This is a genomic window from Streptomyces sp. LaPpAH-108, from assembly GCF_000373625.1.
Classification (GTDB): domain Bacteria; phylum Actinomycetota; class Actinomycetes; order Streptomycetales; family Streptomycetaceae; genus Streptomyces.
The window spans coordinates 487,655-511,726 of record NZ_KB891996.1; the positions used below are offsets into that span (position 1 = coordinate 487,655).

Annotated in this window: 23 protein-coding genes and 1 rRNA gene; 13 read left to right on the forward strand and 11 right to left on the reverse strand. The window is 70.9% G+C overall.

What is annotated here, in order from left to right; translation table 11 throughout:
* Positions 1-65 precede the first annotated feature (65 nt).
* Positions 66-935: a hypothetical protein gene (locus tag B079_RS0124490; protein WP_026249044.1), complete on the forward strand. Its 870-nt coding sequence runs from the start codon at positions 66-68 to the stop codon at positions 933-935.
* Between the two features lie 135 nt (positions 936-1,070).
* Positions 1,071-1,238 (forward strand): hypothetical protein, encoded by a 168-nt coding sequence (locus B079_RS35590; protein ID WP_199586844.1) that lies wholly within the window; start codon positions 1,071-1,073, stop codon positions 1,236-1,238.
* A gap of 15 nt (positions 1,239-1,253) precedes the next feature.
* Here the strand turns inward: B079_RS35590 and B079_RS0124500 are convergent, their stop codons facing one another.
* Positions 1,254-1,559, reverse strand: a complete 306-nt coding sequence (locus B079_RS0124500) for a metal-sensitive transcriptional regulator (RefSeq protein WP_018548490.1) — start codon at positions 1,557-1,559, stop codon at positions 1,254-1,256.
* A 243-nt stretch (positions 1,560-1,802) separates the two neighbouring features.
* Between B079_RS0124500 and B079_RS0124505 the strand changes: the two genes are divergently transcribed.
* Complete coding sequence (locus B079_RS0124505; protein ID WP_026249045.1) at positions 1,803-2,423, forward strand: DUF47 domain-containing protein; 621 nt, start codon at positions 1,803-1,805, stop codon at positions 2,421-2,423.
* A 7-nt stretch (positions 2,424-2,430) separates the two neighbouring features.
* Positions 2,431-3,429 carry an inorganic phosphate transporter gene (locus B079_RS0124510; protein WP_018548492.1) on the forward strand — a complete coding sequence of 333 codons (999 nt, stop codon included), beginning with the start codon at positions 2,431-2,433 and terminating at the stop codon, positions 3,427-3,429.
* Between the two features lie 115 nt (positions 3,430-3,544).
* Here B079_RS0124510 and pstB read toward each other — a convergent pair whose 3' ends face one another.
* The 4 genes from pstB to pstS form a co-directional block, all read right to left on the reverse strand.
* Positions 3,545-4,321, reverse strand: a complete 777-nt coding sequence (gene pstB / locus B079_RS0124515; RefSeq protein WP_018548493.1) for a phosphate ABC transporter ATP-binding protein PstB — start codon at positions 4,319-4,321, stop codon at positions 3,545-3,547.
* 33 nt (positions 4,322-4,354) lie between these two features.
* Positions 4,355-5,407, reverse strand: coding sequence for a phosphate ABC transporter permease PstA (gene pstA, locus B079_RS0124520; RefSeq protein ID WP_018548494.1), 1,053 nt, complete (start codon positions 5,405-5,407; stop codon positions 4,355-4,357).
* The gene (gene pstC, locus B079_RS0124525; RefSeq protein WP_018548495.1) at positions 5,404-6,402 is read right to left on the reverse strand and encodes a phosphate ABC transporter permease subunit PstC; all 999 of its coding nucleotides are present in this window, start codon (positions 6,400-6,402) and stop codon (positions 5,404-5,406) included. The genes pstA and pstC overlap by 4 nt, the downstream gene beginning before the upstream one ends.
* Before the next feature lie 133 nt (positions 6,403-6,535).
* Complete coding sequence (gene pstS, locus B079_RS0124530) at positions 6,536-7,660, reverse strand: phosphate ABC transporter substrate-binding protein PstS (RefSeq protein ID WP_018548496.1); 1,125 nt, start codon at positions 7,658-7,660, stop codon at positions 6,536-6,538.
* Between the two features lie 340 nt (positions 7,661-8,000).
* Between pstS and B079_RS0124535 the strand changes: the two genes are divergently transcribed.
* Positions 8,001-9,575: an FAD-binding oxidoreductase gene (locus tag B079_RS0124535; protein WP_018548497.1), complete on the forward strand. Its 1,575-nt coding sequence runs from the start codon at positions 8,001-8,003 to the stop codon at positions 9,573-9,575.
* Between the two features lie 857 nt (positions 9,576-10,432).
* Here B079_RS0124535 and B079_RS0124540 read toward each other — a convergent pair.
* From B079_RS0124540 to B079_RS0124555, 4 genes are all read right to left on the reverse strand, one after another.
* Positions 10,433-11,161: a phosphatase PAP2 family protein gene (locus B079_RS0124540; RefSeq protein WP_018548498.1), complete on the reverse strand. Its 729-nt coding sequence runs from the start codon at positions 11,159-11,161 to the stop codon at positions 10,433-10,435.
* A gap of 227 nt (positions 11,162-11,388) precedes the next feature.
* Complete coding sequence (locus tag B079_RS0124545) at positions 11,389-12,408, reverse strand: NlpC/P60 family protein (protein WP_037801842.1); 1,020 nt, start codon at positions 12,406-12,408, stop codon at positions 11,389-11,391.
* A gap of 131 nt (positions 12,409-12,539) precedes the next feature.
* Positions 12,540-13,295, reverse strand: a complete 756-nt coding sequence (locus B079_RS0124550; RefSeq protein WP_018548500.1) for a trypsin-like serine peptidase — start codon at positions 13,293-13,295, stop codon at positions 12,540-12,542.
* Positions 13,296-13,416: 121 nt separating this feature from the next.
* The gene (locus B079_RS0124555) at positions 13,417-14,364 is read right to left on the reverse strand and encodes an oxidoreductase (protein WP_018548501.1); all 948 of its coding nucleotides are present in this window, start codon (positions 14,362-14,364) and stop codon (positions 13,417-13,419) included.
* A 116-nt stretch (positions 14,365-14,480) separates the two neighbouring features.
* Here B079_RS0124555 and B079_RS0124560 point away from each other — a divergent pair, with 116 nt between their 5' ends.
* The 7 genes from B079_RS0124560 to B079_RS0124590 all read left to right on the forward strand — a co-directional run bounded on the left by B079_RS0124560 (position 14,481) and on the right by B079_RS0124590 (position 22,509).
* Entirely contained in the window at positions 14,481-15,089 is a 609-nt protein-coding gene (locus B079_RS0124560; RefSeq protein ID WP_018548502.1) for a TetR/AcrR family transcriptional regulator, read from the forward strand.
* A gap of 296 nt (positions 15,090-15,385) precedes the next feature.
* Positions 15,386-15,694 (forward strand): hypothetical protein, encoded by a 309-nt coding sequence (locus tag B079_RS0124565; protein ID WP_018548503.1) that lies wholly within the window; start codon positions 15,386-15,388, stop codon positions 15,692-15,694.
* 145 nt (positions 15,695-15,839) lie between these two features.
* Entirely contained in the window at positions 15,840-16,661 is an 822-nt protein-coding gene (locus B079_RS0124570; RefSeq protein ID WP_018548504.1) for a hypothetical protein, read from the forward strand.
* The gene (locus B079_RS0124575) at positions 16,651-17,973 is read left to right on the forward strand and encodes a hypothetical protein (protein ID WP_018548505.1); all 1,323 of its coding nucleotides are present in this window, start codon (positions 16,651-16,653) and stop codon (positions 17,971-17,973) included. Before B079_RS0124570 ends, B079_RS0124575 begins: the two co-directional genes overlap by 11 nt.
* Positions 17,970-19,526, forward strand: coding sequence for an SCO6880 family protein (locus B079_RS0124580; RefSeq protein ID WP_018548506.1), 1,557 nt, complete (start codon positions 17,970-17,972; stop codon positions 19,524-19,526). Before B079_RS0124575 ends, B079_RS0124580 begins: the two co-directional genes overlap by 4 nt.
* A 13-nt stretch (positions 19,527-19,539) precedes the next feature.
* Complete coding sequence (locus B079_RS0124585; RefSeq protein WP_018548507.1) at positions 19,540-20,952, forward strand: ATP-binding protein; 1,413 nt, start codon at positions 19,540-19,542, stop codon at positions 20,950-20,952.
* A 42-nt stretch (positions 20,953-20,994) separates the two neighbouring features.
* Complete coding sequence (locus B079_RS0124590) at positions 20,995-22,509, forward strand: hypothetical protein (RefSeq protein ID WP_018548508.1); 1,515 nt, start codon at positions 20,995-20,997, stop codon at positions 22,507-22,509.
* Here the strand turns inward: B079_RS0124590 and B079_RS0124595 are convergent.
* Complete coding sequence (locus B079_RS0124595) at positions 22,498-23,058, reverse strand: GNAT family N-acetyltransferase (RefSeq protein WP_106432372.1); 561 nt, start codon at positions 23,056-23,058, stop codon at positions 22,498-22,500. The genes B079_RS0124590 and B079_RS0124595 overlap by 12 nt on opposite strands.
* A gap of 91 nt (positions 23,059-23,149) precedes the next feature.
* Here B079_RS0124595 and B079_RS0124600 point away from each other — a divergent pair, with 91 nt between their 5' ends.
* The gene (locus tag B079_RS0124600; RefSeq protein ID WP_018548510.1) at positions 23,150-23,698 is read left to right on the forward strand and encodes an isochorismatase family protein; all 549 of its coding nucleotides are present in this window, start codon (positions 23,150-23,152) and stop codon (positions 23,696-23,698) included.
* Positions 23,699-23,775: 77 nt separating this feature from the next.
* Here the strand turns inward: B079_RS0124600 and rrf are convergent.
* A 5S ribosomal RNA gene (gene rrf / locus B079_RS0124605) occupies positions 23,776-23,892 on the reverse strand.
* Positions 23,893-24,072 lie beyond the last annotated feature (180 nt).

Genomic DNA, 24,072 nt, shown 5'->3' on the forward strand with positions numbered 1-24,072 from the left:
TACCCGTCGTTAACGGGAACGACAGGGGGCCCAACGGACGCAACCGGCTGGGGGTAAGGCAGGCCATGGATCGGCGGCAGCACACGCGCGCGGGCAGGACGGTCGTAGCGGCGGGCGTGATGGGACTCACCGTCGGGCTCGGAGCGGGCACCACCGGGTGTTCCTCCAGCGGGGCCGCCGCCGAGGGGGTGAGCGGCGCGAGCGGCGATCCGGTGGCCGTCCTGCGGCAGGCCGCCGACACCCTGCGCGGTGCGGGCAGCTCCCGGGCCTCGACCTCCATGGAGATGGCCACCGGCGGCACCCGGGTCACCATCCGGGGCAGCGGGGTGTACGACTTCGAACGCCGCCTCGGCAGCCTGACCGTCGTGCTCCCGGAGGACCCCACCGGCGCCCCCGAGCACCGGCCCATCACCGAACTCCTCGCCCCCGGCGCCCTGTTCATGAAGAACCGGGGCGCGGGCGTGCCCGCCGACAAATGGGTCCGGGTGGAGACGGCGAGCATGTCCGACGGCAACCTGGTCACCGGCGGCGCGACCGATCCGTACGCCGCGGCCGAGGTGCTGCGCGGGACGCGCGCGGCGACGTTCGTGGGCCGCACGAAGGTCGGCGGCACGGCGGTGCGGCACTACCGGGGCACCGCCGACCTGGGCGCGGCGGCCCGCGCGGCCTCGGCGGACAACCGGGCGGCGCTCGGCGCGGCGGCGAAAGGGTTCGCCACGGCCGTCGTCCCGTTCGACGCCTATCTGGACGACCGGGGCCGCATCCGCAAGCTCCGCCAGCGCTTCAGCTTCGTCAACACCAGGCAGGCGGCGGCCGTCGCGGTCGCCTCGACCACCCTGCTCTACGACTTCGGCACCCGCGCCGAGGTCCTGCTGCCGCGCCCGGAGGACATCTACGCGGGCAAGATCGCGGACGACGAGGGCGCGGCCGGATAGCCGGTGGGACGGCGGGCGGGATAGTCCGCCCCGCCGGGGTCGAACTAGCCCGTCCGTGCCATGCGCGGCATGTGAAGCGCTGCCTACTCTAGGAAGCCGGGTCCGGCATCGGTACGGCAGGAAGAGGTGACGCGCGTGGCTCCGGTCGGCGGTACGGCGGTGCAGGACCACGTGGCCCTCGCCGAGATAGAGCTGTGCGGCGAGCTGATCATCGCCGCCTCGGCGGCGGAGGACCGGCTGAGCCTGGCCAGCATCGACGAGGTGCTGCGGGTCACCGAGGAGCGCGGCGCCGCCCTGGCCTGACTCCGCGGGAAGCGCTCAGGTGCGCAGCAGACGCCCGATGGCCTTCGTGGCCTCCTCCACCTTGGCGTCGATCTCGTCGCCGCCCTTGACTGCCGCGTCCGCGACGCAGTGCCGCAGATGTTCCTCCAGGAGCTGCAGCGCGAAGGACTGCAGGGCCTTGGTGGAGGCGGAGACCTGGGTGAGGACGTCGATGCAGTACGTGTCCTCGTCGACCATGCGCTGCAGGCCCCGGATCTGGCCCTCGATGCGGCGCAGCCGCTTGAGGTGCTCTTCCTTCTGGTGGTGGTAGCCGTGCGTGGCGCCGGCCTCGGTCGTCGTCATCGCTGGCCTCCGGATCGGACGGGCTTGAGGGGGGACGGACACCGGACTGGCCGGAAACAATCCGAACAGATACCCCTGGTGGGTATATGGTAACCAACTTCACGGGGTATCGGGCCCTTGGCGCAACGCCCCCGTGCCGAGCATGCTTCCTGATGGGCGACACTGGGGAATGGCCCGATAGCCGTGGCCGGATGATGCGCCTAGCATCAGCCTGACCCAACCGAAGCACCCCGAGGACCCCACGTGCGCTTTCGTCTGACCCCCAGGGAGACGAGCTTCTACGACATGTTCGCCGCGTCAGCGGACAACATCGTCACGGGCTCCAAGCTCCTGATGGAACTGCTCGGGGCGGACTCCTCCGCCCGAGCCGAGATCGCAGAGCGTATGCGGGCCGCGGAACACGCCGGTGACGACGCCACGCACGCGATCTTCCACCAGCTGAACTCCTCCTTCATCACGCCGTTCGACCGCGAGGACATCTACAACCTCGCCTCGTCGCTCGACGACATCATGGACTTCATGGAGGAGGCCGTCGACCTGGTCGTCCTCTACAACATCGAGGAGCTGCCGAAGGGCGTCGAGCAGCAGATCGAGGTCCTGGCGCGGGCGGCCGAACTCACGGCCGAGGCGATGCCCCACCTGCGCACGATGGACAACCTCACCGAGTACTGGATCGAGGTCAACCGGCTGGAGAACCAGGCGGACCAGATCCACCGCAAGCTGCTCGCCCACCTCTTCAACGGCAAGTACGACGCCATCGAGGTGCTCAAGCTCAAGCAGGTCGTGGACGTCCTCGAAGAGGCGGCGGACGCGTTCGAGCACGTGGCGAACACGGTGGAGACCATCGCCGTCAAGGAGTCCTGAGGCGTCGATGGACACCTTCGCCCTGATCGTGACCGTCGCGGTCGCGCTCTTCTTCACGTACACGAACGGCTTCCACGACTCCGCCAACGCGATCGCGACCTCGGTCTCGACCCGTGCGCTGACCCCCCGGGCGGCGCTCGCGATGGCGGCCGTGATGAACCTCGCCGGTGCCTTCCTCGGCTCCGGGGTCGCCAAGACCGTCTCCGAGGGCCTGATCGAGACACCGCACGGCGGCAAGGGGATGGGCATCCTCTTCGCCGCGCTGGTCGGCGCCATCGTCTGGAACCTGGTCACCTGGTACTTCGGCCTGCCCTCCTCGTCCTCCCACGCGCTGTTCGGCGGCATGGTGGGCGCGGCGCTCGCGGGCGGCATCGACGTGCTGTGGAGCGGCGTCATCGAGAAGATCGTCATCCCGATGTTCCTCTCCCCGATCGTCGGCCTGGTGGTCGGCTATCTGGTGATGACGGCCATCCTGTGGCTCTTCCGCAACGCCAACCCGCACAAGGCCAAGCGCGGCTTCCGCATAGCCCAGACCGTCTCCGCGGCGGGCATGGCGCTGGGCCACGGTCTCCAGGACGCCCAGAAGACCATGGGTGTCGTGGTGCTCGCGCTGGTGATCTCCGGCAACGAGACCTTCGGCGACCCGATCCCGGTCTGGGTCAAGATCGTCTGCGCCCTGATGCTCTCGCTGGGCACCTACGCGGGCGGCTGGCGCATCATGCGCACCCTGGGCCGCAAGATCATCGAGCTGGACCCGCCGCAGGGCTTCGCGGCCGAGGCGACCGGTGCGTCGATCATGTTCACCACGGCGTACCTGTTCAAGGCGCCGATCTCCACGACCCATGTGATCACCTCCGCGATCATGGGTGTGGGCGCCACCAAGCGGGTCAACGCGGTCCGCTGGGGCGTCGCCAAGAACATCGTGCTCGGCTGGTTCATCACCATGCCGGCCGCCGCCCTGGTCGCGGCCGGAGCCTTCGAGCTGGTCAACCTGACCGTGCTGTAGCTCCCCCGCATACGGCGATGGGCCCGCCCCCGGGATCTCTCCGGGGGCGGGCCCTTTTCGCATCCCCGCGGTGGCACCGCCATGCAGCACCGCGGGGAGTCCTCGGCTCCCCGGCTCAGCCGAAGCGGCCCGAGATGTAGTCCTCCGTCGCCTGGACCGAGGGGTTGGAGAAGATCCGCTCGGTGTCGTCGATCTCGATCAGCCGCCCGGGCTGGCCGACCCCGGCCAGGTTGAAGAAGGCCGTACGGTCCGAGACGCGCGCCGCCTGCTGCATGTTGTGGGTCACGATGACGATCGTGAACCGTTCCTTCAGCTCGCCGATCAGGTCCTCGATCGCGAGCGTGGAGATCGGGTCCAGGGCGGAGCAGGGCTCGTCCATCAGCAGCACCCGGGGCTCGACCGCGATGGCGCGGGCGATGCACAGCCGCTGCTGCTGGCCGCCGGAGAGACCGGCGCCGGGCCGGTTCAGACGGTCCTTGACCTCGTTCCACAGGTTCGCGCCGCGCAGCGAGCGCTCCACGATGTCGTTCAGCTCGCTCTTGCGGAAGCCGCCGTTCAGGCGCAGCCCCGCCGCCACGTTCTCGAAGATCGACATGGTGGGGAACGGGTTGGGGCGCTGGAACACCATGCCCACCTCGCGCCGCACCGACACCGGGTCCACGCCGGTGCCGTAGAGGTCCTCGTCGTCCAGGAGCACCTTGCCGTCGACCCGGCCGCCCGGGGTGACCTCGTGCATCCGGTTGAGAGTGCGCAGGAACGTCGACTTGCCGCAGCCGGAGGGGCCGATGAACGCCGTCACCGAGCGCGGCTCGACGGTCATCGAGATGTCCTCGATCGCCTTGTGGGAGCCGTAGTAGGCGGTGAGTCCGCTCACATCGATTCGCTTGGCCATTACCGCTTCACTTCCAGTCGCTGAGTGGTCGCGTCAGCGACCGGTCTGGGGGGCCTTCCAGCGGGCTACGCCGCGGGCCACCAGGTTGAGGATCATCACGAACGCGATCAGGGTCAGCGAGGCCGCCCACGCGCGGTCGTAGGCCGCGTCGGCACCGGCCGCGTACTGCTGGTAGATGTACAGCGGCAGCGACGCCTGCGCGCCCTCGAAGGGGTTCGCGTTGATGAAGGAGTTGCCGAACACCAGCAGCAGGACCGGCGCGGTCTCGCCCGCGATACGGGCGACGGCCAGCATGACGCCGGTCGCGATGCCGCCGAGCGAGGTCGGCAGGACCACCTTGAGGATCGTGCGCCACTTGGGCACGCCGAGCGCCAGGGACGCCTCGCGCAGCTCGTTCGGCACGAGCTTGAGCATCTCCTCGGTCGAGCGCACGACCACCGGCATCATCAGGATGGCCAGGGCGAGCGACCCGGCGAAGCCGAAGGGCTGCAGCTGGAAGATGAGCATCAGGCTGAGGATGAACAGGCCCGCGACGATGGACGGGATGCCCGTCATCACGTCGACGAAGAAGGTCACCGCCTGGGCGAGCCGCCCGCGGCCGTACTCCACCAGGTAGATCGCGGTCAGCACGCCGATCGGGGCGCCGATCAGGGTGGCGAGGCCGACCTGCTCCAGGCTGCCGAGGATGGCGTGGTAGATGCCGCCGCCCGGCTCGGAGTCGGCGACGACGCCCATCGAGTGGCTCAGGAAGTACGGGCTGAGGACCTTCACGCCGCGCGAGACGGTCACCCACACCAGGGAGACCAGCGGGACCACGGCGAGCAGGAAGGCCACCCAGACCAGCGAGGTGGCGATCCGGTCCTTGGCCTGACGGCGGCCCTCCACCCGGGCGGCGACGCCGTAGGTCCCGAGGATGAAGAGGAGCGCGGCGATCAGGCCCCACTGGACCTTGGAGTGGAGTCCGGTGCCCAGCCCGATCGCGACGGCGATCGCCAGCGACGCGGCGGCGACGGCCCACGGGGTCCACTTGGGCAGGCTCGCGGCGTGCAGGTTGCTCACGCCGGTGCCGTTGGCTGCGGTGCTCATGCGTTGGCCCCCGAGTACTCCTTGCGGCGGGCGATGATCGCGCGGGCCGCGCCGTTGACCAGCAGGGTGATGACGAACAGGACGAGACCGGAGGCGATCAGCGCGTCGCGGCCCTGCTCGGTGGCCTCACCGAACTTGGAGGCGATGTTCTGGGCGAAGGTGCCGCCGCCCGGGTCGAGCAGGCTGGCCTGGATCTCGTAGCTCGGGGAGAGCACGGTGGCCACGGCCATGGTCTCGCCGAGGGCGCGGCCGAGGCCGAGCATGGAGGCGGAGATCACGCCGGAGCGGCCGAAGGGCAGCACCGCCATGCGGATGACCTCCCAGCGCGTGGCGCCGAGGGCGAGCGCGGCCTCCTCGTGCATCCGGGGGGCCTGGCGGAAGACCTCACGGCTCACGTTGGTGATGATCGGCAGGATCATGATCGCCAGCAGGATGCCGACGGTGAGCATCGCGCGCGGGGCGCCACCGTTCCAGGCGAGGATGCCGGTCCAGCCGAAGAACTCGTCCAGCCAGCCGTACAGGCCCTGCATGTGCGGGACCAGGATCAGGGCGCCCCACAGGCCGTAGACGATGGAGGGCACGGCGGCGAGCAGGTCGATCACATAGGCGATCGGGCCGCTCAGCCGGCGCGGGGCGTAGTGGGTGAGGAACAGCGCGATCGCGACCGCCACCGGGACCGCGAGGGCCATGGCGACGATCGAGGAGACGACCGTGCCGAAGGCCAGCACCGCGATGCCGAAGACCGGCGGGGTGGCGTTGGTGTTCCACTCGAAGGTGGTCAGGAAGTTGCCGTGGTCGGCGCTGATCGCGAGGGAGGCGCGGTAGGTGAGGAAGACCGCGATGGCGGCCATGATCACCAGGAGCAGGATGCCCGAGCCCCGGGAGAGGGCGAGGAACACCCGGTCACCGGTGCGGGAGGTGCCCCGGGCGGTGTCCGCGCGGCGGGCGGCGGCCCGGCCGGTGGGGGGAGGTACGTCGGTCGTCGATATGTCCATCGGGTTTCTCCGGTCTGCTGAGCCGCGTGGGTGAGCGGCTCACGGGAGCCGGGGATGGCCCGGCTCCGGGCGGCGGTGCACCGGACGGTGCGGCCGGACCCCGTCGGGGCCCGGGCCGCACACTCGGATCAGGTCAGCTCAGGCCGTCGATGGTGCTGCGGACCTTGGTGATGATCTCGTCGGGGATCGGGGCGTAGTCGTTCTCGCCGAGGACCTTCTGGCCGTCCTCGCTCGCGATGTAGCGCAGGAACGCCTTGGTGGCGGGCAGGGTGTCCGCCTTGTTGCCCTTGTCGCAGACGATCTCGTACGTGACCAGGGTGAGCGGGTAGGCGCCCTCGGCCGTGGTCTTGTAGTCGAGCTGCAGGGCGAGGTCGTTGCCGGTGCCGACGACCTTGGCAGCCGCGATGTCGGCGGTGGCGGACTCGGTGGAGGGCTTCACCGGGGACTTGGCGCCGGTGTTGATGGCGACCGTGTCGATGTCCTTGGCGTAGGACAGCTCGAAGTAGCCGATCGCGCCCGCGTTCTGCTTGACGCCCTGGGCCACACCGGCCGAGCCGGCCGCGGCCTGGCCGCCCTTGGCCTGCCAGGCCTTGCCGCCCTCGTACTTCCAGTTGTCCGGGGTGGTGGCGATCAGGTACTTGGTGAAGTTGTCCGTGGTGCCGGAGTCCTCCGAGCGGTGGAACGCCTGGATCTTCAGGTCGGGCAGCTTCGCCGAGGGGTTCAGCTTCTTGATCGCGGCGTCGTTCCACTTGGCGATCTTGCTGTCGAAGATCTTCGCGAGGGTCGGCGCGTCCAGGACCAGGTCCTTCACACCCGGGACGTTGTAGCCGATCGCGATCGGGCCGCCGACCATCGGCAGGTCGATGCCCTGGCCGCCCTTGCAGATCTTCTTGGAGGCGGCGACCTCCTCCGGCTTCAGCGCGGAGTCCGAGCCGGCGAACGCGAGCTGGCCCTGGTTGAAGGAGGTGACACCGGCGCCGGAACCGGCACCCTTGTAGTTGATCTGCACGCCGCAGGCCTGCGAGAAGTTCTTCACCCAGGCGTCGATCGCGTTCTTCTGCGCGGAGGAGCCGTCCGCGAGGAGCTGGCCCTTCGCCCCGTCGCACTTGATCGACCCGGCGCTCGCCGCGGCGGAGGAACCACCGCCCGTCTGCTTGCCGGTGTCGTCGGAGCCGCACGCCGTCAGGGCCAGGGCGCCGGAGACGGCGAGAGCACCGAGAGACAGGGCGCGCAGCCGGTTCTTGCGCTGAAGCATCACTTTCGGGAGTTCCTTCCAGGAGCCGCCGCAGCGGGCGGCGTGCGAAGTCAGGGGGACACGCGAGTGCATCTATGGCCGCACTCCGCATCTGGTACGGCCGAAATTAGGCAGAACAGGTGAAGCCGCCGATGGCCCGAAGTGAACGAGGGGTGAACCCCTGCCGTCGGCCCGGTGAGGTCACGGAACGCTCACGAGGAGGCCACGTGGAGATCCCGGCCCCGCGCCGCCCACGCACTCTTCCCACACCTTGTCACCCTCCCGTGGAACCCCGCTCGGTGGGGCGCCGTCTCGTTCCACGGGGGACGGAACGGAACGGGTACGACGGCGGAGGGCGGGGGACATGGAACGGCGTACGTTCATCTCGGGAGGTGCCGCCGCGCTGGCCGCGACCGCGCTCGGCGCCTGCGACGCGGCCCCGCGCCCGGCCGGGGGCCCCGCACCGGCCACGCTGCCCTCCTCCACCACAGCCCTGGCCTCCCGGGGCACCCCCGGCGCCGTACGCCCCGCCGCCAAGAGCTGGAGCGGGCTCGGGCACGACCTCGACGGCACGCTGGTCCGCCCGGGCGACGCGAACTGGACCCCGGCCAGCCGTCTCTACAACACCCGCTTCGACGGGCTGCGCCCGGCCGCCGTCGCCTATCCGGCCCACACCGGCGACATCCGCACCGTCCTCGCCTACGCCCGCGCCCACCGGATCAAGGTCGCGATCCGCAACGGCGGCCACTCCTACGGCGGTTACTCCTCCGGCGACGGACGGCTGATCCTGGACGTCTCCGCGCTGAACAAGGTGAGCGCGAGCGGCGGCCAGGCGGTCGTCGGCGCGGGCGCCAAGCTGATCGACGTCTACCGGGGCCTTGCCGCCAAGGGGGTGACCATTCCCGCCGGTTCCTGCCCCACGGTCGGCGTCTCCGGCCTGGTCCTCGGCGGCGGTCATGGGGTCGCCTCCCGCGCCTACGGCCTGACCTGCGACAACCTCACCCAGGCCACCCTGATCACCGCGGACGGCACCGAGGTCACCGCGGACGCCAGACACCACGCCGACCTCTTCTGGGCGCTGCGCGGCGCGGGCAACGGCAACTTCGGCGTCGTCACCGAGCTGCGCTTCCGCACGCACCCGGTGCCGAAGGCCGTGACCGCGTACCTCGCCTGGCCCTGGGCGAAGGCGGCGGCCGTGGTGAAGGCGTGGCAGGAGTGGGGTCCTTCCCAGCCGGACGAGATCTGGTCCGCGCTGCACCTGGAGTGCTCACCGGGGCGCACCCCGACCGTCTCCGTCTCCTGCTTCTCCGTCGGCTCCTACGACGGCCTCCAGAACGCCGTGGACCGCCTCGCCCACAGCGCGGGCGCCAACGCCTCCTCGGTCAGCCTGCGCCGCCGGGGCTACGAGGAGGCCATGGAGATCTACGCGGGCTGCTCGGGGTTCGCCACGGACGCCCAGTGCCATCTGCCGGGCAGCACCCCCGGCCGCTCACCGCGCGGCGCGCTGCGCCGGGAGACCTACGCGGCCCACTCGGACTTCTTCGACCGCTCCCTGCCGTCGGCGGGCATCCAGACCCTGCTGCGGCAGATCGGCGCGGTGCGCGGCGGCGCGGGCAGCATCGCGCTGACCGCACTCGGCGGCGCCGTCAACCACGTCTCCCCCACCACGACCGCCTTCGTCCACCGCCGCTCCCGCATGCTGGCCCAGTACATAGCCTCCTGGCCCGAGGCCACCCCCGGCACCCCGGCCCGCACCTGGCTGGACACGGCACACACCGCGATGCGCCCCTACGCCTCAGGCGCGGCCTACCAGAACTACACCGACCCCACCCTCCCCAACTGGCGCACCGCCTACTACGGCCCCGCCACCCCCCGCCTGACCAAGGTGAAAAAGACCTACGACCCGAAACACTTCTTCAGCTACCCGCAGGGGCTCTGAGGGGGCGGCGTCTCTGAGGGGGACGGGGTCTCTGACGAGGCCGCAGGATCTCCGGCGACCCCGCCAGGGGCCCTGACGGGGTCGCCTGGGCCCGACGAGGCCACAGGGGGCACCGGGGTCACGTGGGCTTGACGGAAGCGCAGAGGCCCGCCGGTACCGCAGGAAGCATCGGAGCCGGAGGGGGCCGTGAGGATCGCGCGTGCTTGGCGGGCCGCAGGGGCTCCCCCGGCGCCGCATGGACCGCCGGAGCACGGGGATCTGACGAAGCCACAGGAACGCCGAGGGCGTAGGAGCTGACAGAGTTGCAGGGATCGACGAAGTCGCAGGACCCGACGAAGCCAGAGGACCCGACCAAGTCGCAGGGACCGCCGGAGCACGTGGGCTTCACGAAGCCACAGGGGCACCGCCGAAGTAGCAGCGCGCGCCGAGGGCACGGGAGCTGACGGAGCCGCAGGCATCCCCGGGACTCAGGAACCGCCAGAAGTACAGAGATCTCCGGGGGCACAGGGGCTCGACGGAGCCGCAGGGACTCTCACAGAATCGCCGGGTCACGCGGGCTTGGCGGAGCCGCAGGGGTTCGACGGAGCCGCACGAGGCGCTGGGGCGCGGGAGGCCCTGACGAAGCTGCAGAAATCGTCAGGGCCCGGAGGCTTCACGGAGCCGCACGGCCCGATGGAGCCGCAGGGATCGCCAAGGCCCAGGGCTTCACGGGGTCGCCGGGGCCCGACGAAGTCGCAGGGGGCACCGGGGTCGCGTGGGCTTGGTGGGGCCGCAGGGGCTCCACCGGCGGCGCGGGAGGGGCGCCGCCGGAGCAAAGGCTCGCCGGAGCTGCAGGGCCCGCTGAAGCCCCGCCGGGGTTACGCCGCCAGGTCCTTCTCGCCCGCGCCCGCGCCCGTGGCGCGGCGGTCGCCGGAGAGGACGGGGTTGTCGTGGTCGGTGGGGGCCGTGCGGGCGCGGACCAGGCGGCCCGCGCGGGGGGAGCGTTCGATCGCCTTGATCAGGGGGGTCAGCAGGGCCGTCGCGGGCGGGGACAGGAGCAGGGCGACCGCGGTGCCCAGCGCGAAGCCGCCGATCACGTCGGTCGGGTAGTGCACGCCCATGTAGACCCGGCAGAAGCCCTCGAGGAGGGCGATCGCGATGCCCGCCATGCCGAAGCGGCGGTTGGCGACGAACAGGCCGACCGCCATCGCCATGGTGATCGTCGCGTGGTCGCTGCAGAAGGAGAAGTCGCTCTTGCCCGCGATCAGGACGTCGAGCCCCTGATGGTCGACGAACGGCCGGGGCCGCTCGACGAAGTTACGGATCGGCGCGTTCACCACGACGGCCAGCGCCGCCGCGAGCGGCGCCCACACCAGCGCGGCCACCGCCGGAGCCGCCTCCCGGCCACCCCGGCGCCGCACGCTCAGCCAGCAGCCGAGGATGAGGAGCACCATGGCGACGGGCAGCCCGTATTCACCGACGAACTCCATGACCCGGTCGAACCAGTGCGGCGCGGCCTTCGCCAGCCCGTTGATGTCGTACAGCAACTCGACGTCGGGGTTCGATCCGGATTCGGCGAGTACAGCCGATGCGGCGAGTACAGCCATGGTGCTGCGGCCCCTTCGTCGTCTTCCCGGCACGCCTGGTGCGCGCCGTCCGGCCCCCGTGGTTCGTAGATCCGCTTCCGCCGCACTGGCGCACTGACGTCCGCTCGGCTACGCCAACAGGAACGCACAGCCCCTGTCGGTGCGTTCCACCCTCCACCGAATGATCACGCAGACGTTATCGAAGAGAGACTCATCGCCGCAGCTCAGGGGGTTGGTTCACGCTCTGCTCACACCTTCGTGGGGAGCGCTTTCGCGCCATCCTCGGTGACACGGGTGGCACCGAAGTACTCGGAGGTGTCGATGGGATCGAACCGGATCACGGCCCCGGTACGGGGGGCGTCGATCATATAGCCGCCACCGACGTAGATGCCCACGTGGTGGATGGCACGGGAATCGGCCAGGTCGTGCGAGAAGAACACCAGGTCCCCCGGGAGCAGTTGATCCCGCGACGGATGCGGCCCCGCGTTGTACTGGTCGTTGGCCACCCGAGGCAGGCTGATCCCCACGCTCGCGTACGCCGCCTTGGTCAGCCCCGAGCAGTCGAACCGCCCGCCCTCGGCCGCCGTGCCGTTGCCGCCCCACAGATACGGCGTACCGAGCTTGCTCTGCGCGAACCCGATCGCCCCGGCGGCCTGCCGGGAGGGGTCGATCCGGCTCTCGGGCGCGGCGAAGCTCTTCGAGAGCGCGCGGATCCGCTTGACGTAGTTCCGTGTCTCGGAGATCGCGGGCACACCGCCCTCCCTTATCACCCGGTACGCGCCCGCGTTGTAGGCGGCGAGCATGTTGTCGCTGGTGTTGCCCGGAACGTCCTTGACGTACTTGGCCAGTTCACAGTCGTAGGACGCGGCCGAGGGGATCGCGTCGTCCGGGTTCCAGATGTCCCGCTTGCCGTCGCCGTTGCCGTCGATGCCGTGCGCCGCCCAGGTGCTCGGGATGAACTGCGCGATGCCCCGGGCGTCGGCCGGGCTGACGACGGTCGGATTCCAGCCGCTCTCCTGGTAGAGCTGCGCGGCGAGCAGCGCCGGGGTGAGCGCGGGGCACAGATTGCCCCACCGCTGCACGAGGTTCTGGTACGCGGCCGGCACGGCACCCTTGGCGAGTCCCCGGCCCCCGGTGGCGACCCCGTTCGCGAGGTTCCCGCCGATGACGTACACCCCGACGACGAGCAGCATGACGAAGCCCATGCCGAGCCCCACGGCCGCCCCGCCGATCACCCATACCTTCCGCACGCCCCAACCCTGCCCCATGGGCGCGCGGTTCATCGCCATTTCTTGGCGAAGTGGCGTCATTTCACGCCGCGACACGGACAGATGACGCTTTTACAGCTGTTGCGGCCAGAGCCACTGCCGCTCCACGGCTGCCGCCCGGAAGGTCTCCCTCACCCCGCCGCCGCGCTCGCGTACAGCCGGGCCGCCCCGCGCCCCAGCACCACGCTGTAGGACACGTCCGGGGTGGAGCCCCCGCGCTCGTGCCCGCCGAGCACCCCGACGACCTGTCCGTCCCCGTTGATCCAGGGGCTCCCGCTGGTGCCCCCGGTGAAGTCCGGGCAGGCGATGCGCTGTTGGGTACGGCTGTGCGCGACGGGCTTGTTGGTGCAGCTGATCGGGACCTCGCGGGAGTCGGGATACCCGGTCACGGTGACCGCGGTGGCCCCGGTGGTGGCGCCGGTGACGAACCGGTTGCCCCCGACCACGTCCTCGACCCTCCGGCCGTCCCGCTCCCCGAGATGCGCGAAGGCCACGTCGCTGTCCTCGTCCCACCCCTCGGGCAGCACCCGCGCCCCGACCCGCCACACCCCGTACGGCGCCCGCCCGTCCCGGTACCCCGGCACGAACGCCAGCTCCCCCCGGACGCCGTCCAGGCAGTGCGCGGCGGTGACGATCAGATCCCGGTGCGCGCTGTGCACCACGGAGGCCGTGCAGTAGTGGCCGCCCTTCAGCCGACCGCCCGGCTCCGCCTTGAACAGCGCCCCCACCCGCGCCCCGTGCGCCGACACACCGGCCACGGCCGTGACCCCGAGGGGCCCCGGCCCGTCATCGGCGACGGCCACGGACGCCGAGGTCAGGGCGAGCATCACCACCGCCCCGAGCAACGCGGGCCGGGACGTGACCGAGATGCGAGAGGTGCGCTTCATCAGGGGTCACTGTTCCCCGTGGAAGTGAGAAACGCGCTGCGACTCTCTGAGATTTTCCTGTGAAGCGCTCCCGCCCCGGCTGTCCCGCCCGGCCGTCACACCGAGCTGTCACCCCCGGCCGTCACGCCTGACCGTCGCCCTTGGCCGAGGCCGGTGCCGTGAGCCCCCAGCCCACCCCCGTCAGCTCCTCCGACAGGGTCCACAGGCGGCGGGCCGCCACCGGGTCGCTGGCGGCGTGGCTGCGACCGGCCAGGGCGGGGGCGCCCCGCATGCCACCGAGGCTGCCGGGGCCGACGTAGGAGGCGGCGGGGAGGTCCTGGGTGGCGGCGTAGAGGGTTGGCAGGGCGCCGCCCCGGTCGTCCTGGGCGACGACCTTGTTGCCGACGGCCATGAAGGCGCGCATCAGCGGGTTGGCGGCGTGGCTCTGGAGGTTGGTGGCCGCGTAGCCGGGGTGGGCCGCGTGGGCGCGCACCGGGGAGCCCGCCTCGCTCAGGCGGCGCTGGAGTTCCAGGGTGAACAGCAGGTTGGCCAGCTTGGACTGGGCGTAGGCGCGGGTCGGGGTGTAACGGCCCCGCAGGTTCGGGTTCTCGAAGTCGATCACGCCGTCGCCGCCCCGGTGCAGCTCGGAGGAGACGGTCACGACGCGGTCGGTGACGTACGGGAGCAGCAGGTTGGTGAGGGCGAAGTGCCCGAGGTGGTTGGTGCCGAACTGGGTCTCGAAGCCCTGCGCGGTCCGGCCCTCCGGGAGCATCATCACGCCCGCGTTGTTGATCAGCAGGTCCAGCGGGCCCGACCAGGCGTCGGCGAAGGCCCGTACCGAGTCCAGGTCGGCCAGGTCCAGGCGGCGCACCTCGGTGCTGCCGGGCATCCGTGCCGCCGCCGCCTCGCCGCGTGCGGTGTCGCGCACCGCGAGGACCACATGCGCCCCGGCCCGGGCCAGCGCGTCGGCGGCGGCGAAGCCGATGCCGCTGTTGGCGCCGGTCACCACGGCCGTACGGCCGCTCTGGTCGGGCAGCTGGGACGCGTTCCATGAGCGCGCCGTGCGCGCCTTCTCGCTCGTATCGGCCATGCCCTCAATGTAGGCAGCGACAACAATGATGTCAACGACAACAATGCTGGCGTCGTCAACAAACTGGACACCGCCAACAAAGCTGACGCCGTCAACATCGGGATACCATGACGCCCATGCCGCGCATCCCCACAACCCGCCCGTACCACCACGGCGACCTGCGCGCCGCCCTGCTCGAAAGCGCCGAACGCACCCTGCGCGAGAAGGGCGCGGGCGCCCTCTCCCTGCGCGAGCTGGCCCGCGCCGCCGGCGTCAGCCACGCGGCCCCCGGCCGCCACTTCAAGGACAAGCAGGCCCTCCTCGACGCCCTCGCCCTCGATGGCTACGAGCGCCTGGACCGCACCCTGACCGCGGCCACCGCCACCACCCCCGGCGCGGCCCTCGAACAGCGCATGACCGCCCTCGCCCGTGCCTACCTCGGCTTCGCGATCGAGAACCCGGAACTCCTCGAGCTGATGTTCGCGCGCAAGCACGAGCCCGCCGGCTCCGACCGCATCGCCGCCGCCGTCGACCAGACCCTCGGCTCCCTGACCCGGCTGTTCGCCGACGCCCAGGAGCGCGGCGAGATCGTCCAGGGCGACCCCGAGCGCATCACCCTGGTCGCCGCCGCGAGCCTGCACGGCCTGGCCGCCCTCGTCGCGAGCTGCGCCCTGGAGGCCGACGAGGCGATGACCGGTCTCGACGAGCACGTCCATCTGCTGCTGCACGGCCTCACGCCCCGCTGAACCGCCGCCCCCTCGTGAGAACATCGGCTCGACGTCTCACCCGACCAGCCGTCAGAAACCTTTTCAGGCCATAGAAAAGCCCAACGACGAAACCACGTCCCAGGTTTCGCACCTGCGTCGTTGCCCGGCGTGACCTGCCGTGATACACAGAGTCACCGTACGAGGTATTCGTACGAAACCCGCCAGTCAATGACGTCAAGTCGACATACGACAGCGACGTTGTCGGCGAGAATGAGGCGTGACCTCTGCACACCGCGGGGTCCTCTCGGAACTACCCATCAGGGGCGGTGACTTACATGCTCTTCGCGGCCGACAAGGGAGACATCAACACCATCATCGGCGGGATCGCTCCGGACTGGGGCCCCTTCGGCACCCTGGGCAACGAAGCGAAGGTGATGATCGAGGTGGTGATGGCCGTCGCCATCCTGCTCTGCCTCGGCATCGCGGTCTGGGGCGCGGCCAAGCAGCGCATCGGCGCGACCGCGCTGCGCGACACCTTCAGCGCGGAACAGGGCAAGGGACTCATCATCGCGGGCCTGACCGGGGTGTTCATCATCGGTTCCCTCGGCACGCTGTTCACGATCGTGTACGGCATGGCGGTCTGACACCCCGTCCGCTCCCGTCCCATCCGCCCGTCGTGCCCACCGGCTGAGGTTGCGTTTCCCTGATGTCGAGTCACCACACCGCGCCCGCGCGGGAACCAGCACGGCTACCGTCGTATGCCTACGAGGCGGAGAGGGCGTACGCGGCATGAGTCCCGGAGACGAACACGACTACCCGGACACGGGCCAGACCCGCCTCCGCCTGCCCGAGGACCCCTACGGCACCCCCCGCCGCACCCCCCGCGCCTCCTCCCGCAGCCTGGTCACCGTCGTCGGCGTGGTCGTCCTCCTGATCGCGGCAATCGCCTTCGCGAACCGCGGCGACTCCTCCCGGAACACCACGACGGACAAAAACACCACCTCCGGCACCCACCCCAACACCACCGCCACGTCCCCGACCGGCACGGCCCCGGTGGACACGAAGACGGGGGAGATCCCTACGGGGTACGCGCATACCCAGCAGGGCGCGGAGAGCGCGGCGGCGAACTACGCGGTCGCCCTGGGCTCGGCGGGCATGTTCGAGAAGGCCCAACGCGACCGCATCCTCCAGACCGTCATGGTCCCCTCCAGAGCCGCCCGTTCGCAGTCGGACCTGGACAAGGCGTACACCCCCGCTTTCAACCAGAGCCTCGGTCTCGACAAGAACGGCGTGGCCCCGGCCGGCTCCACGTTCGTCTCGCGCACCACCCCGATCGGCACCAAGACCACCAAGGCCGGGCGCGACAGCGTCACGGTCGCGGTCTGGTGCGGCGGTCTGCTCGGCATCGCGGGCGGCGCGTCCACCAACCCCGTCACCAACGACTGGTTCACGATCACCATGAACCTCCGCTGGGTCTCCGGGGACTGGAAGATCGACACCAATTCCCAGGAAGAGGGACCGGCCCCGGTCCCCGGGGACGACAAGGCGTCCGGCGCCGACGAGATGTCGAAGGCCGTCGAGGAGTACGGAGGGTTCACCTATGCCCGTTGACCGCCGCGTCTTCCGGCTGGGCGCCGTTCTCACCGCCGTCCAGACCGCCGCCGTTCTCACAGCCACCCGTGCCTTCGCCGCGCCCACCCCCACACCGACCGGGAGCAACAGCGCCTGCGACCTGATCCACGGGTCGGCCCGCGACCTGTGCGAGAAGGACAAGGGCGGCAGCAGTGGCGGAGGCAAGAGCCTCACCCCCGACAACCCCCTGACCTCCACCCTCGACCCCCTCTCCGCCCTCGCCAAAGGCTGTGCCGACGCCGCCTCCTGGACGATCCAGAAGCTCAGTCACGCGGTGAAGGAGACGGCGAACGTCGACTTCACGAATCAGAAGTTCCTGCAGCAGTACGCGGTCGTGTTCGCGGCGTCGACCATCCTGACCCTGGTGCTGTGGCTGCTGGCCGTCGCCAAGCGGGCCGTGCGCGGCGTCCCCCTGACCACCGCCATCTCGGAGGCCGTCGGCTTCCTGTGGCTCACGGTGCTCGCCTCCGCCTTCACCCCCCTGATCCTCTACACCGTCGTCTCCGCCACCGACGGCGTCACCGACGTCCTCGCCAAGGCCACCGGCGACCAGGCCGACACCTTCTTCGGCACCTTCTCCGGCGCCCTGGACAAGGGCGACAACATCGGCGGCGGCCCGATCATGCTGATCGTCGTCTCCCTGGTCAGCATCCTCGCCGCAGGCGTCCTCTGGCTGGAGCTGGTCATCCGCGCCGCCCTGCTCTACGTCGGCGCCCTCCTCGGCACCGTCGTCTACGCCGGACTCGTCGACAAGAACCTCTGGGGCCACGTCCGCCGCTGGGCCGGGATCATGATCGCCGTCATCCTGGTCAAACCGGTCATCGTCATCGTCCTCGGCCTCGCCGGAGCCCTCTCCGGCGACAACGGCCCGGACGCCTTCGGCGCCGTCGTCTCCGGCCTCTCCATCATCCTGCTCGCCATCTTCGCCAGCGCGATGATCTACCGCTTCGTCCCCGGCTTCGGCGACGAGATCGCCGGCTCCCGCAACAACCGCATCATGCAGGGCGCCGAGAGCAAGGCCGCCGCCGTCCTCAGCTCCCCCGCCACCCTCGTCGCCCAAGGCATCAAGACCCACAGCACCCGCGCCGACAGCAACGCGGGCGGCGCAGGCGCCAACACCCCCCGCCCCGCCAACCCCGCCAGCGGCGGCGTGGCCGCCCACAGCAGCCGCGGCCCGCAGGGCGGCGGCGCGGCCACCCCCGCGCCCCGCGCCCCCAGCCCGGCCGCCACCCCGCACGCCGCAGACACCCGCAAGAGCAGCACCAACCGCACTGGAGGTGAAGGGCGTTGACGACCGAGTCCCATCTGTCCCATCCGGTCACGCCCCGCCGTACGTATCTCATCGGCCGGGCCCGGCCGAACGCGATCATCGGCCGCAACCGCGAGTCCGGCGAGATCGCGCTCATCGTCGCGGGCGCCTTCCTCGGCATGATGTGCGGCCTCCTCGTCCCCGCGCTCCCGCTGCGCATCGTGCTGCTGACCGGCTTCCCGCTGCTCGCGCTCGCCGCCGTCTACGTACCGTACAAGCGCCGCACCTTCTACAAGTGGTTCGAGATCAACCGCAGTTACAAGCGCACCGTCAAGCGCGGCGCCGTCTACCGCTCCGCCGTCATGGAGGCGGGCACCCGGCTGGACGGCCACGAGGTGGAGATCGGCCCGCCGCCCGGCATCGGCCGCATCAACTGGCTCGCCGCCCCCTTCGGCCCCGACGAGATCGCCGTACTGCTGCACGCGGACCGCAAGACCGTCACCGCCGCCATCGAGATCGAGGGCCCCGGCGTCGGACTGCGCGACTCCGAGGACCAGGAAGCCCTCGTCGACCGCTTCGGCACCCTCCTCAAGCACGTGGCCAACGGCGACGGCTTCGTCACCCGCATCCAGATGCTCGCCCGCACCCTGCCCGCCGACCCCGACGCCCACGCCAAGGACGTCGCGCTGCGCGGTGACGGCCGCTCCCCCGACTGGCTCCAGCGGTCCTACGACCAGCTCCAGTCCATGGTCTCCACCAGCAGCGAGCAGCACCGCGCCTATCTGGTCGCCTGCATGAGCTACCACCGCGAACTGGCCGCCGAGGCCCACGCCATGGCCCGCGCCGCCCGCCCCCAGGCGGGCCGCAGGCTCGACCGCGACGCCGGGCTCGCCATCGTCATGGCCCGCGAGCTGACCGACATCTGCTCGCGCCTCCAGGAGGCCGACATCCGGGTCCGCCAGCCCCTCGGCCAGAGCCGCCTGGCCTCCCTCGTGCACTCCATGTACGACCCGGACCACCCCATCGACCACATCCAGGCCATGACCAAGCGCAACGCCTGGCCCGCCGAACTCGACGCCATGGAGCCCACCTACCTCCAGGCCAAGACCCGCGAGTCCTCCACCCGCGCCCCCTGGTGCCACGCCACCGCCTGGGTCAAGGAGTGGCCGATGACCCCCGTCGGCGTCAACTTCCTCGCCCCGCTGCTCGTCCACACCCCGGACGTCATCCGCACGGTCGCCGTCACCATGGACCTCGAACCCACCGAGGTCGCCATCGAGCGCATGCTCACCGAGAAGACCAACGACGAGGCCGAGGCGTCCCGCGCCGCCAAGATGAACCGCACGGTCGACCCGCGCGACATCGCCGCCCACAACCGTCTCGACCAGCGCGGCGAGGACCTCGCCAGCGGCGCGGCCGGGGTCAACCTCGTCGGGTACATCACCGTCTCCGCCCGCTCCCCCGAGGCCCTCAACCGCGACAAGCGCACCATCCGGGCCTCCGCGGGCAAGTCGTACCTGAAGCTGGAGTGGTGCGACCGCGAGCACCACCGCGCGTTCGTGAACACCCTCCCGTTCGCCACCGGCATCCGATAGGTAGGGGCTCTCCATGCGAGATCCGCTGTCCGCCGTCACCGACGCCTTCACGTCCTTCCTCTTCGGGAAGGTCGAGACCACCCGGCTCCCGGTGCGCACCTCCACCGGCCAGGCCCAGGCGGTCTACCTGCCCACCGCGGCCCCCGGCCTCGGTGACTCGGGCGTCATCATCGGCCGCGAGGTCTACTCCGGGAAGGGCTACATCTACGACCCCTTCCAGCTCTACGGCCAGCAGCTCCCCGCCCCCCACTGGCTCGTCCTCGGCGAGTCCGGCAACGGCAAGTCGGCGCTGGAGAAGACCTACGTCCTGCGCCAGCTGCGCTTCAAGGACCGCCAGGTCGTCGTCCTGGACGCCCAGGGCGAGGACGGCGTCGGCGAATGGAACCTCATCGCGGAGGAGCTGGGGATAACCCCCATCCGGCTCGACCCGACCGCCGCCCTCAACCACGGCATCCGCCTCAACCCGCTCGACCCCGCGATCACCACCACGGGCCAGCTCGCGCTGCTCCGCACGATCATCGAGGTCGCCATGGGCCACGGCCTGGACGAACGCGCGGGCTTCGCCCTCAAGGTCGCCCACTCCTACGTCAACGAGACCATCGTCGACCGCCAGCCCGTCCTCACCGACATCGTCGAGCAGCTGCGGCACCCCGAGCCGGAGTCGGCCGAGGCGATGAACGTCGCCCTGGACGACGTACGCGCCTGGGGCCTGGACGTCGCCCTGGTCATCGACCGCCTGGTGGACGGCGACCTGCGGGGCATGTTCGACGGCCCGACCACGGTCGGCATCGACCTGGACGCCCCGCTGATCGTCTTCGACCTCTCCCACATCGACCGCAACTCCATCGCCATGCCGATCCTCATGGCGATCGTCGGCGTATGGCTGGAGCACACCTGGATCAGGCCCGACCGCAAGAAGCGCATCTTCCTGGTCGAAGAGGCCTGGCACATCATCAACAGCCCGTTCGTGGCCCAGCTGTTCCAGCGGCTGCTCAAGTTCGGCCGCCGCCTCGGCCTCTCCTTCGTCGCGGTCGTCCACCACCTCTCCGACGTGGTCGACGGCGCCGCCGCCAAGGAGGCCGCCGCGATCCTCAAGATGGCCTCCACCCGGACGATCTACGCCCAGAAGGCCGACGAGGCCAGGGCCACCGGCCGCGTCATCGGACTGCCCCGCTGGGCCGTCGAGATCATCCCGACGCTCACCCCCGGCATCGCCGTCTGGGACGTCAACGGCAACGTCCAGGTGGTCAAACACCTGATCACGGAGACCGAACGCCCCCTGGTCTTCACCGACCGCGCGATGACCGAGTCCTCCAGCGAGATGTCGGCCGACGACGCACTGCTCGCCGCCGAGCTGGAGGCCGAGCGACGGGCCGCCGCCTTCGTGGAACAGCACCTGGGCGACTCCGAGTCGACGGTCGCGTAGCGCACCGGCGGTGGCGTCGGCGGAAAGGGCGAGGGAGCACGGGTGAGAGCGGACGACCGAGGCGGCCGGGACGCGGGAGCACAGGCCAGGGGCGGCGTCCCCGACGGCCTGCTCCTGGGCCTGCTCGCCTTCCTCCTCGGCATGACCCTGCTGGTGTGGACGGCGACGGGCCTCGGCGCCCTCTTCTCCAGGGGCGCCTGGCCGGGCCCGCTCGCCTTCACCCGCACCCCGCTCGCCATGCGCCACCTCATCGGCGACCCGCACGACATCGCGGGCGCCTGGCCCGGCACCCCGCCGGGGCAGCTGCCCGGCTGGGGACTGTTCTGGGGCCTGTTCATCGGCCAGCTGATGGTCCTCTTCGTCCTCGCGGTATTCGTGCTCGGCACGTTCGCCCGCTGGCGCGCGGGAAGAACACGCAGAGCCACCGCGACACCCGCCGCGCCCGCCCCCGCACCACCGACGCACGAGGTACCCGCCCCGCAGCACCAGGCCCCCGCTCCGGCCCCCGAGGTCCCCACGCCCGCCCCGGTCCCCGTACCGCGCCCGGAGCCCCCGCAGCCCGCAGTCCCGCACGAGGCGCCCCCGCCGCTCCCCGAAGCCCCCGTGGCGCCCCCCACGGCCCCGCTCCCGGCCCTGAGCCCCGTCCTCTACGGCAGCCCCGAGGACCGCCACACGGCCGCCCTCCAGGCCCTCCAGGACGCTCCCGGCGCCGCCGTGGTCGTCACCTCCGACCCGGCGCTGTGGGCCGCCACCAAGGACGCCCGCGCCAAGCTCGGCCCGGCCCTCCTGTACGACCCCACCCACCGCTGCGACACCCCGGCCCGCCTCCACTGGTCCCCCACGGCGGGCTGCGAGGACAAGGCGACGGCACTGGAGCGCGCCACCGCCCTGCTGGCCCCCGTACGTCCCTCGGCCCGGATCGACCAGGCGGTCGCGGACACCGCCGTCACCCTGCTGCGCAGCTGTCTGCACGCCGCCGCGCTGGACGGCCGCACCGTCCGCCACGTCCACCGGTGGGCCCAGGGCACCCAGATCCAGGACGCGGTACGGGTCCTGCGCACCCACCCCAAGGCCGCGCCCGGCGCCGCGGGCGAACTGGAGGCCGCGCTCACCGCGCACCCCGAACGCCGCGACATCGCCCAGGAACTGACCGGCCGTGCGCTCTCCGCGCTCACCACGGTCAACGTCCGCGAATCGTGCACCCCGCACCGAACCGACACGCTCGCCCTGGATTCCTTCGTCCACGAAGGGGGCACGCTCTATGTGGTCGGTGAAACCATCGAGGACCCCCGCACGAGCCCGGGCGCGATGCCCCTGCTGACGGCCCTCGTCTCCAGCGTGGTCGAGCACGGCCGGCGCATGGCCGAACGGTCATCCTCCGGTCGGCTCGACCCACCACTGACCCTGGTCCTCGAGGACGTGGCGGCCGTCGCCCCCGTCCCCCAGCTCCCCGGCCTCCTGGCCACCGGCATCACCCAGGGCCTGGACACCCGCGCCCTGCTCCGCTCCCGCGAACAGGCCAGGGCCCGCTGGCCGCACGAGGACCTACCGGTCTAGCGCGAACTCCAGCTCGCTCACGGTCTCGTCCGTCGGGAACGGCACGGCAAGACCGGTGGGCACGAACCCGGCCCTCTTGTACGCCCGTTGGGCGCGCGTGTTCTCCTCGTGCACGAACAGCCGCACCCGCGCGGCCCCCTGGTCCCACACCCAGTCCGCCGCTGCCGCCAGCAGCCCCTGGATCAGCCCGACGCCCCGGTGACCGTCCCGGAGATACACCCCGACCACATGCCCCTGCAGCCGCTCGACCCGCACCCCGGACCAGTCCACGCTCCCCGGCTCCTCCAGGAGCACGGTCACCGATCCGACCCAGCCCCCGTCGGCCGCCTCGGCGACGAACTGCCGTCCCCCGGTGGCCCCTTCGGCCGCCCGCTCGGCCCGCTCCCGCCAGAACCGGTCGTCCTTGGCGACGGCGTTCTCGTACGTGTCCAGGAACGCGAGCGGTGCGGCGGGATCCCGCAGCGCGTCGAGCCGCAGCTCCTTCACCCGCTCCCACTCGTCGGCGCGTATCCCCCGGACCACGTATCCAGCGACATCCACAGCGTTCATGCACCTCACGCTAATACCGGGCCGCCGAACGCTCCCAGCGGATTCCCGCAGCGTGCCCCGCGGTGTCAGTGCCCGGCTCTAGGGTGCCCGCATGACAACACTCCCTGACCGCCCGCACACCGCACTCCTCGTCATCGACGTCCAGAACGGGGTGATGGCGGGCGCCCACGACCGCGACCAGGTCATCGCGAACGTCGACGCCCTGCTCGAGAAGGCCCGCACGGCGGCCGTCCCCGTCATCTGGGTCCAGCACTCGGACGAGGACCTGCCGCGGGACAGCACCCCGTGGCAGTACGTCCCCGAGCTGAAGCGCCACGACGACGAGCCCCTGATCCACAAGACCTACCCGGACTCCTTCGAGGCCACGGACCTGGAGTCCGTCCTCGCGGACCTGAAGGTGGGCCACATCGTCGTCGCGGGCGCCCAGACGGACATCTGCATCCGCTCGACGCTCCACGGCGCGCTCACCCGGGGCTACGACGCCACGCTGGTCACCGACGCCCACACCACCGAGGACCTGACCCAGTTCGGCGCCCCGACCCCGGATCTGGTCATCGCCCACACCAACCTGTACTGGAAGTTCCACAGCGCCCCCGGCCGCGAGGCCGGCGTCGTGGAAACGGCAGATGTCACTTTCTGAAAAGGGCCCGTTCTGAAAAAGGGTCTGGAACGCAGAAAACCCCCGCACCAACGGTGCGGGGGTTTCCCATAAAATTTGTTCGGCGGCGTCCTACTCTCCCACAAGGTCCCCCTTGCAGTACCATCGGCGCTGTGAGGCTTAGCTTCCGGGTTCGGAATGTAACCGGGCGTTTCCCTCACGCTATGACCACCGAAACACTATGAAACTTTCAGACCGTCATGTGTGGCACATGAGGCTGTTCGTGGTTTCAGAACCAACACAGTGGACGCGAGCAACTGAGGACAAGCCCTCGGCCTATTAGTACCAGTCAACTCCACCCGTTACCAGGCTTCCATATCTGGCCTATCAACCCAGTCGTCTACTGGGAGCCTTAC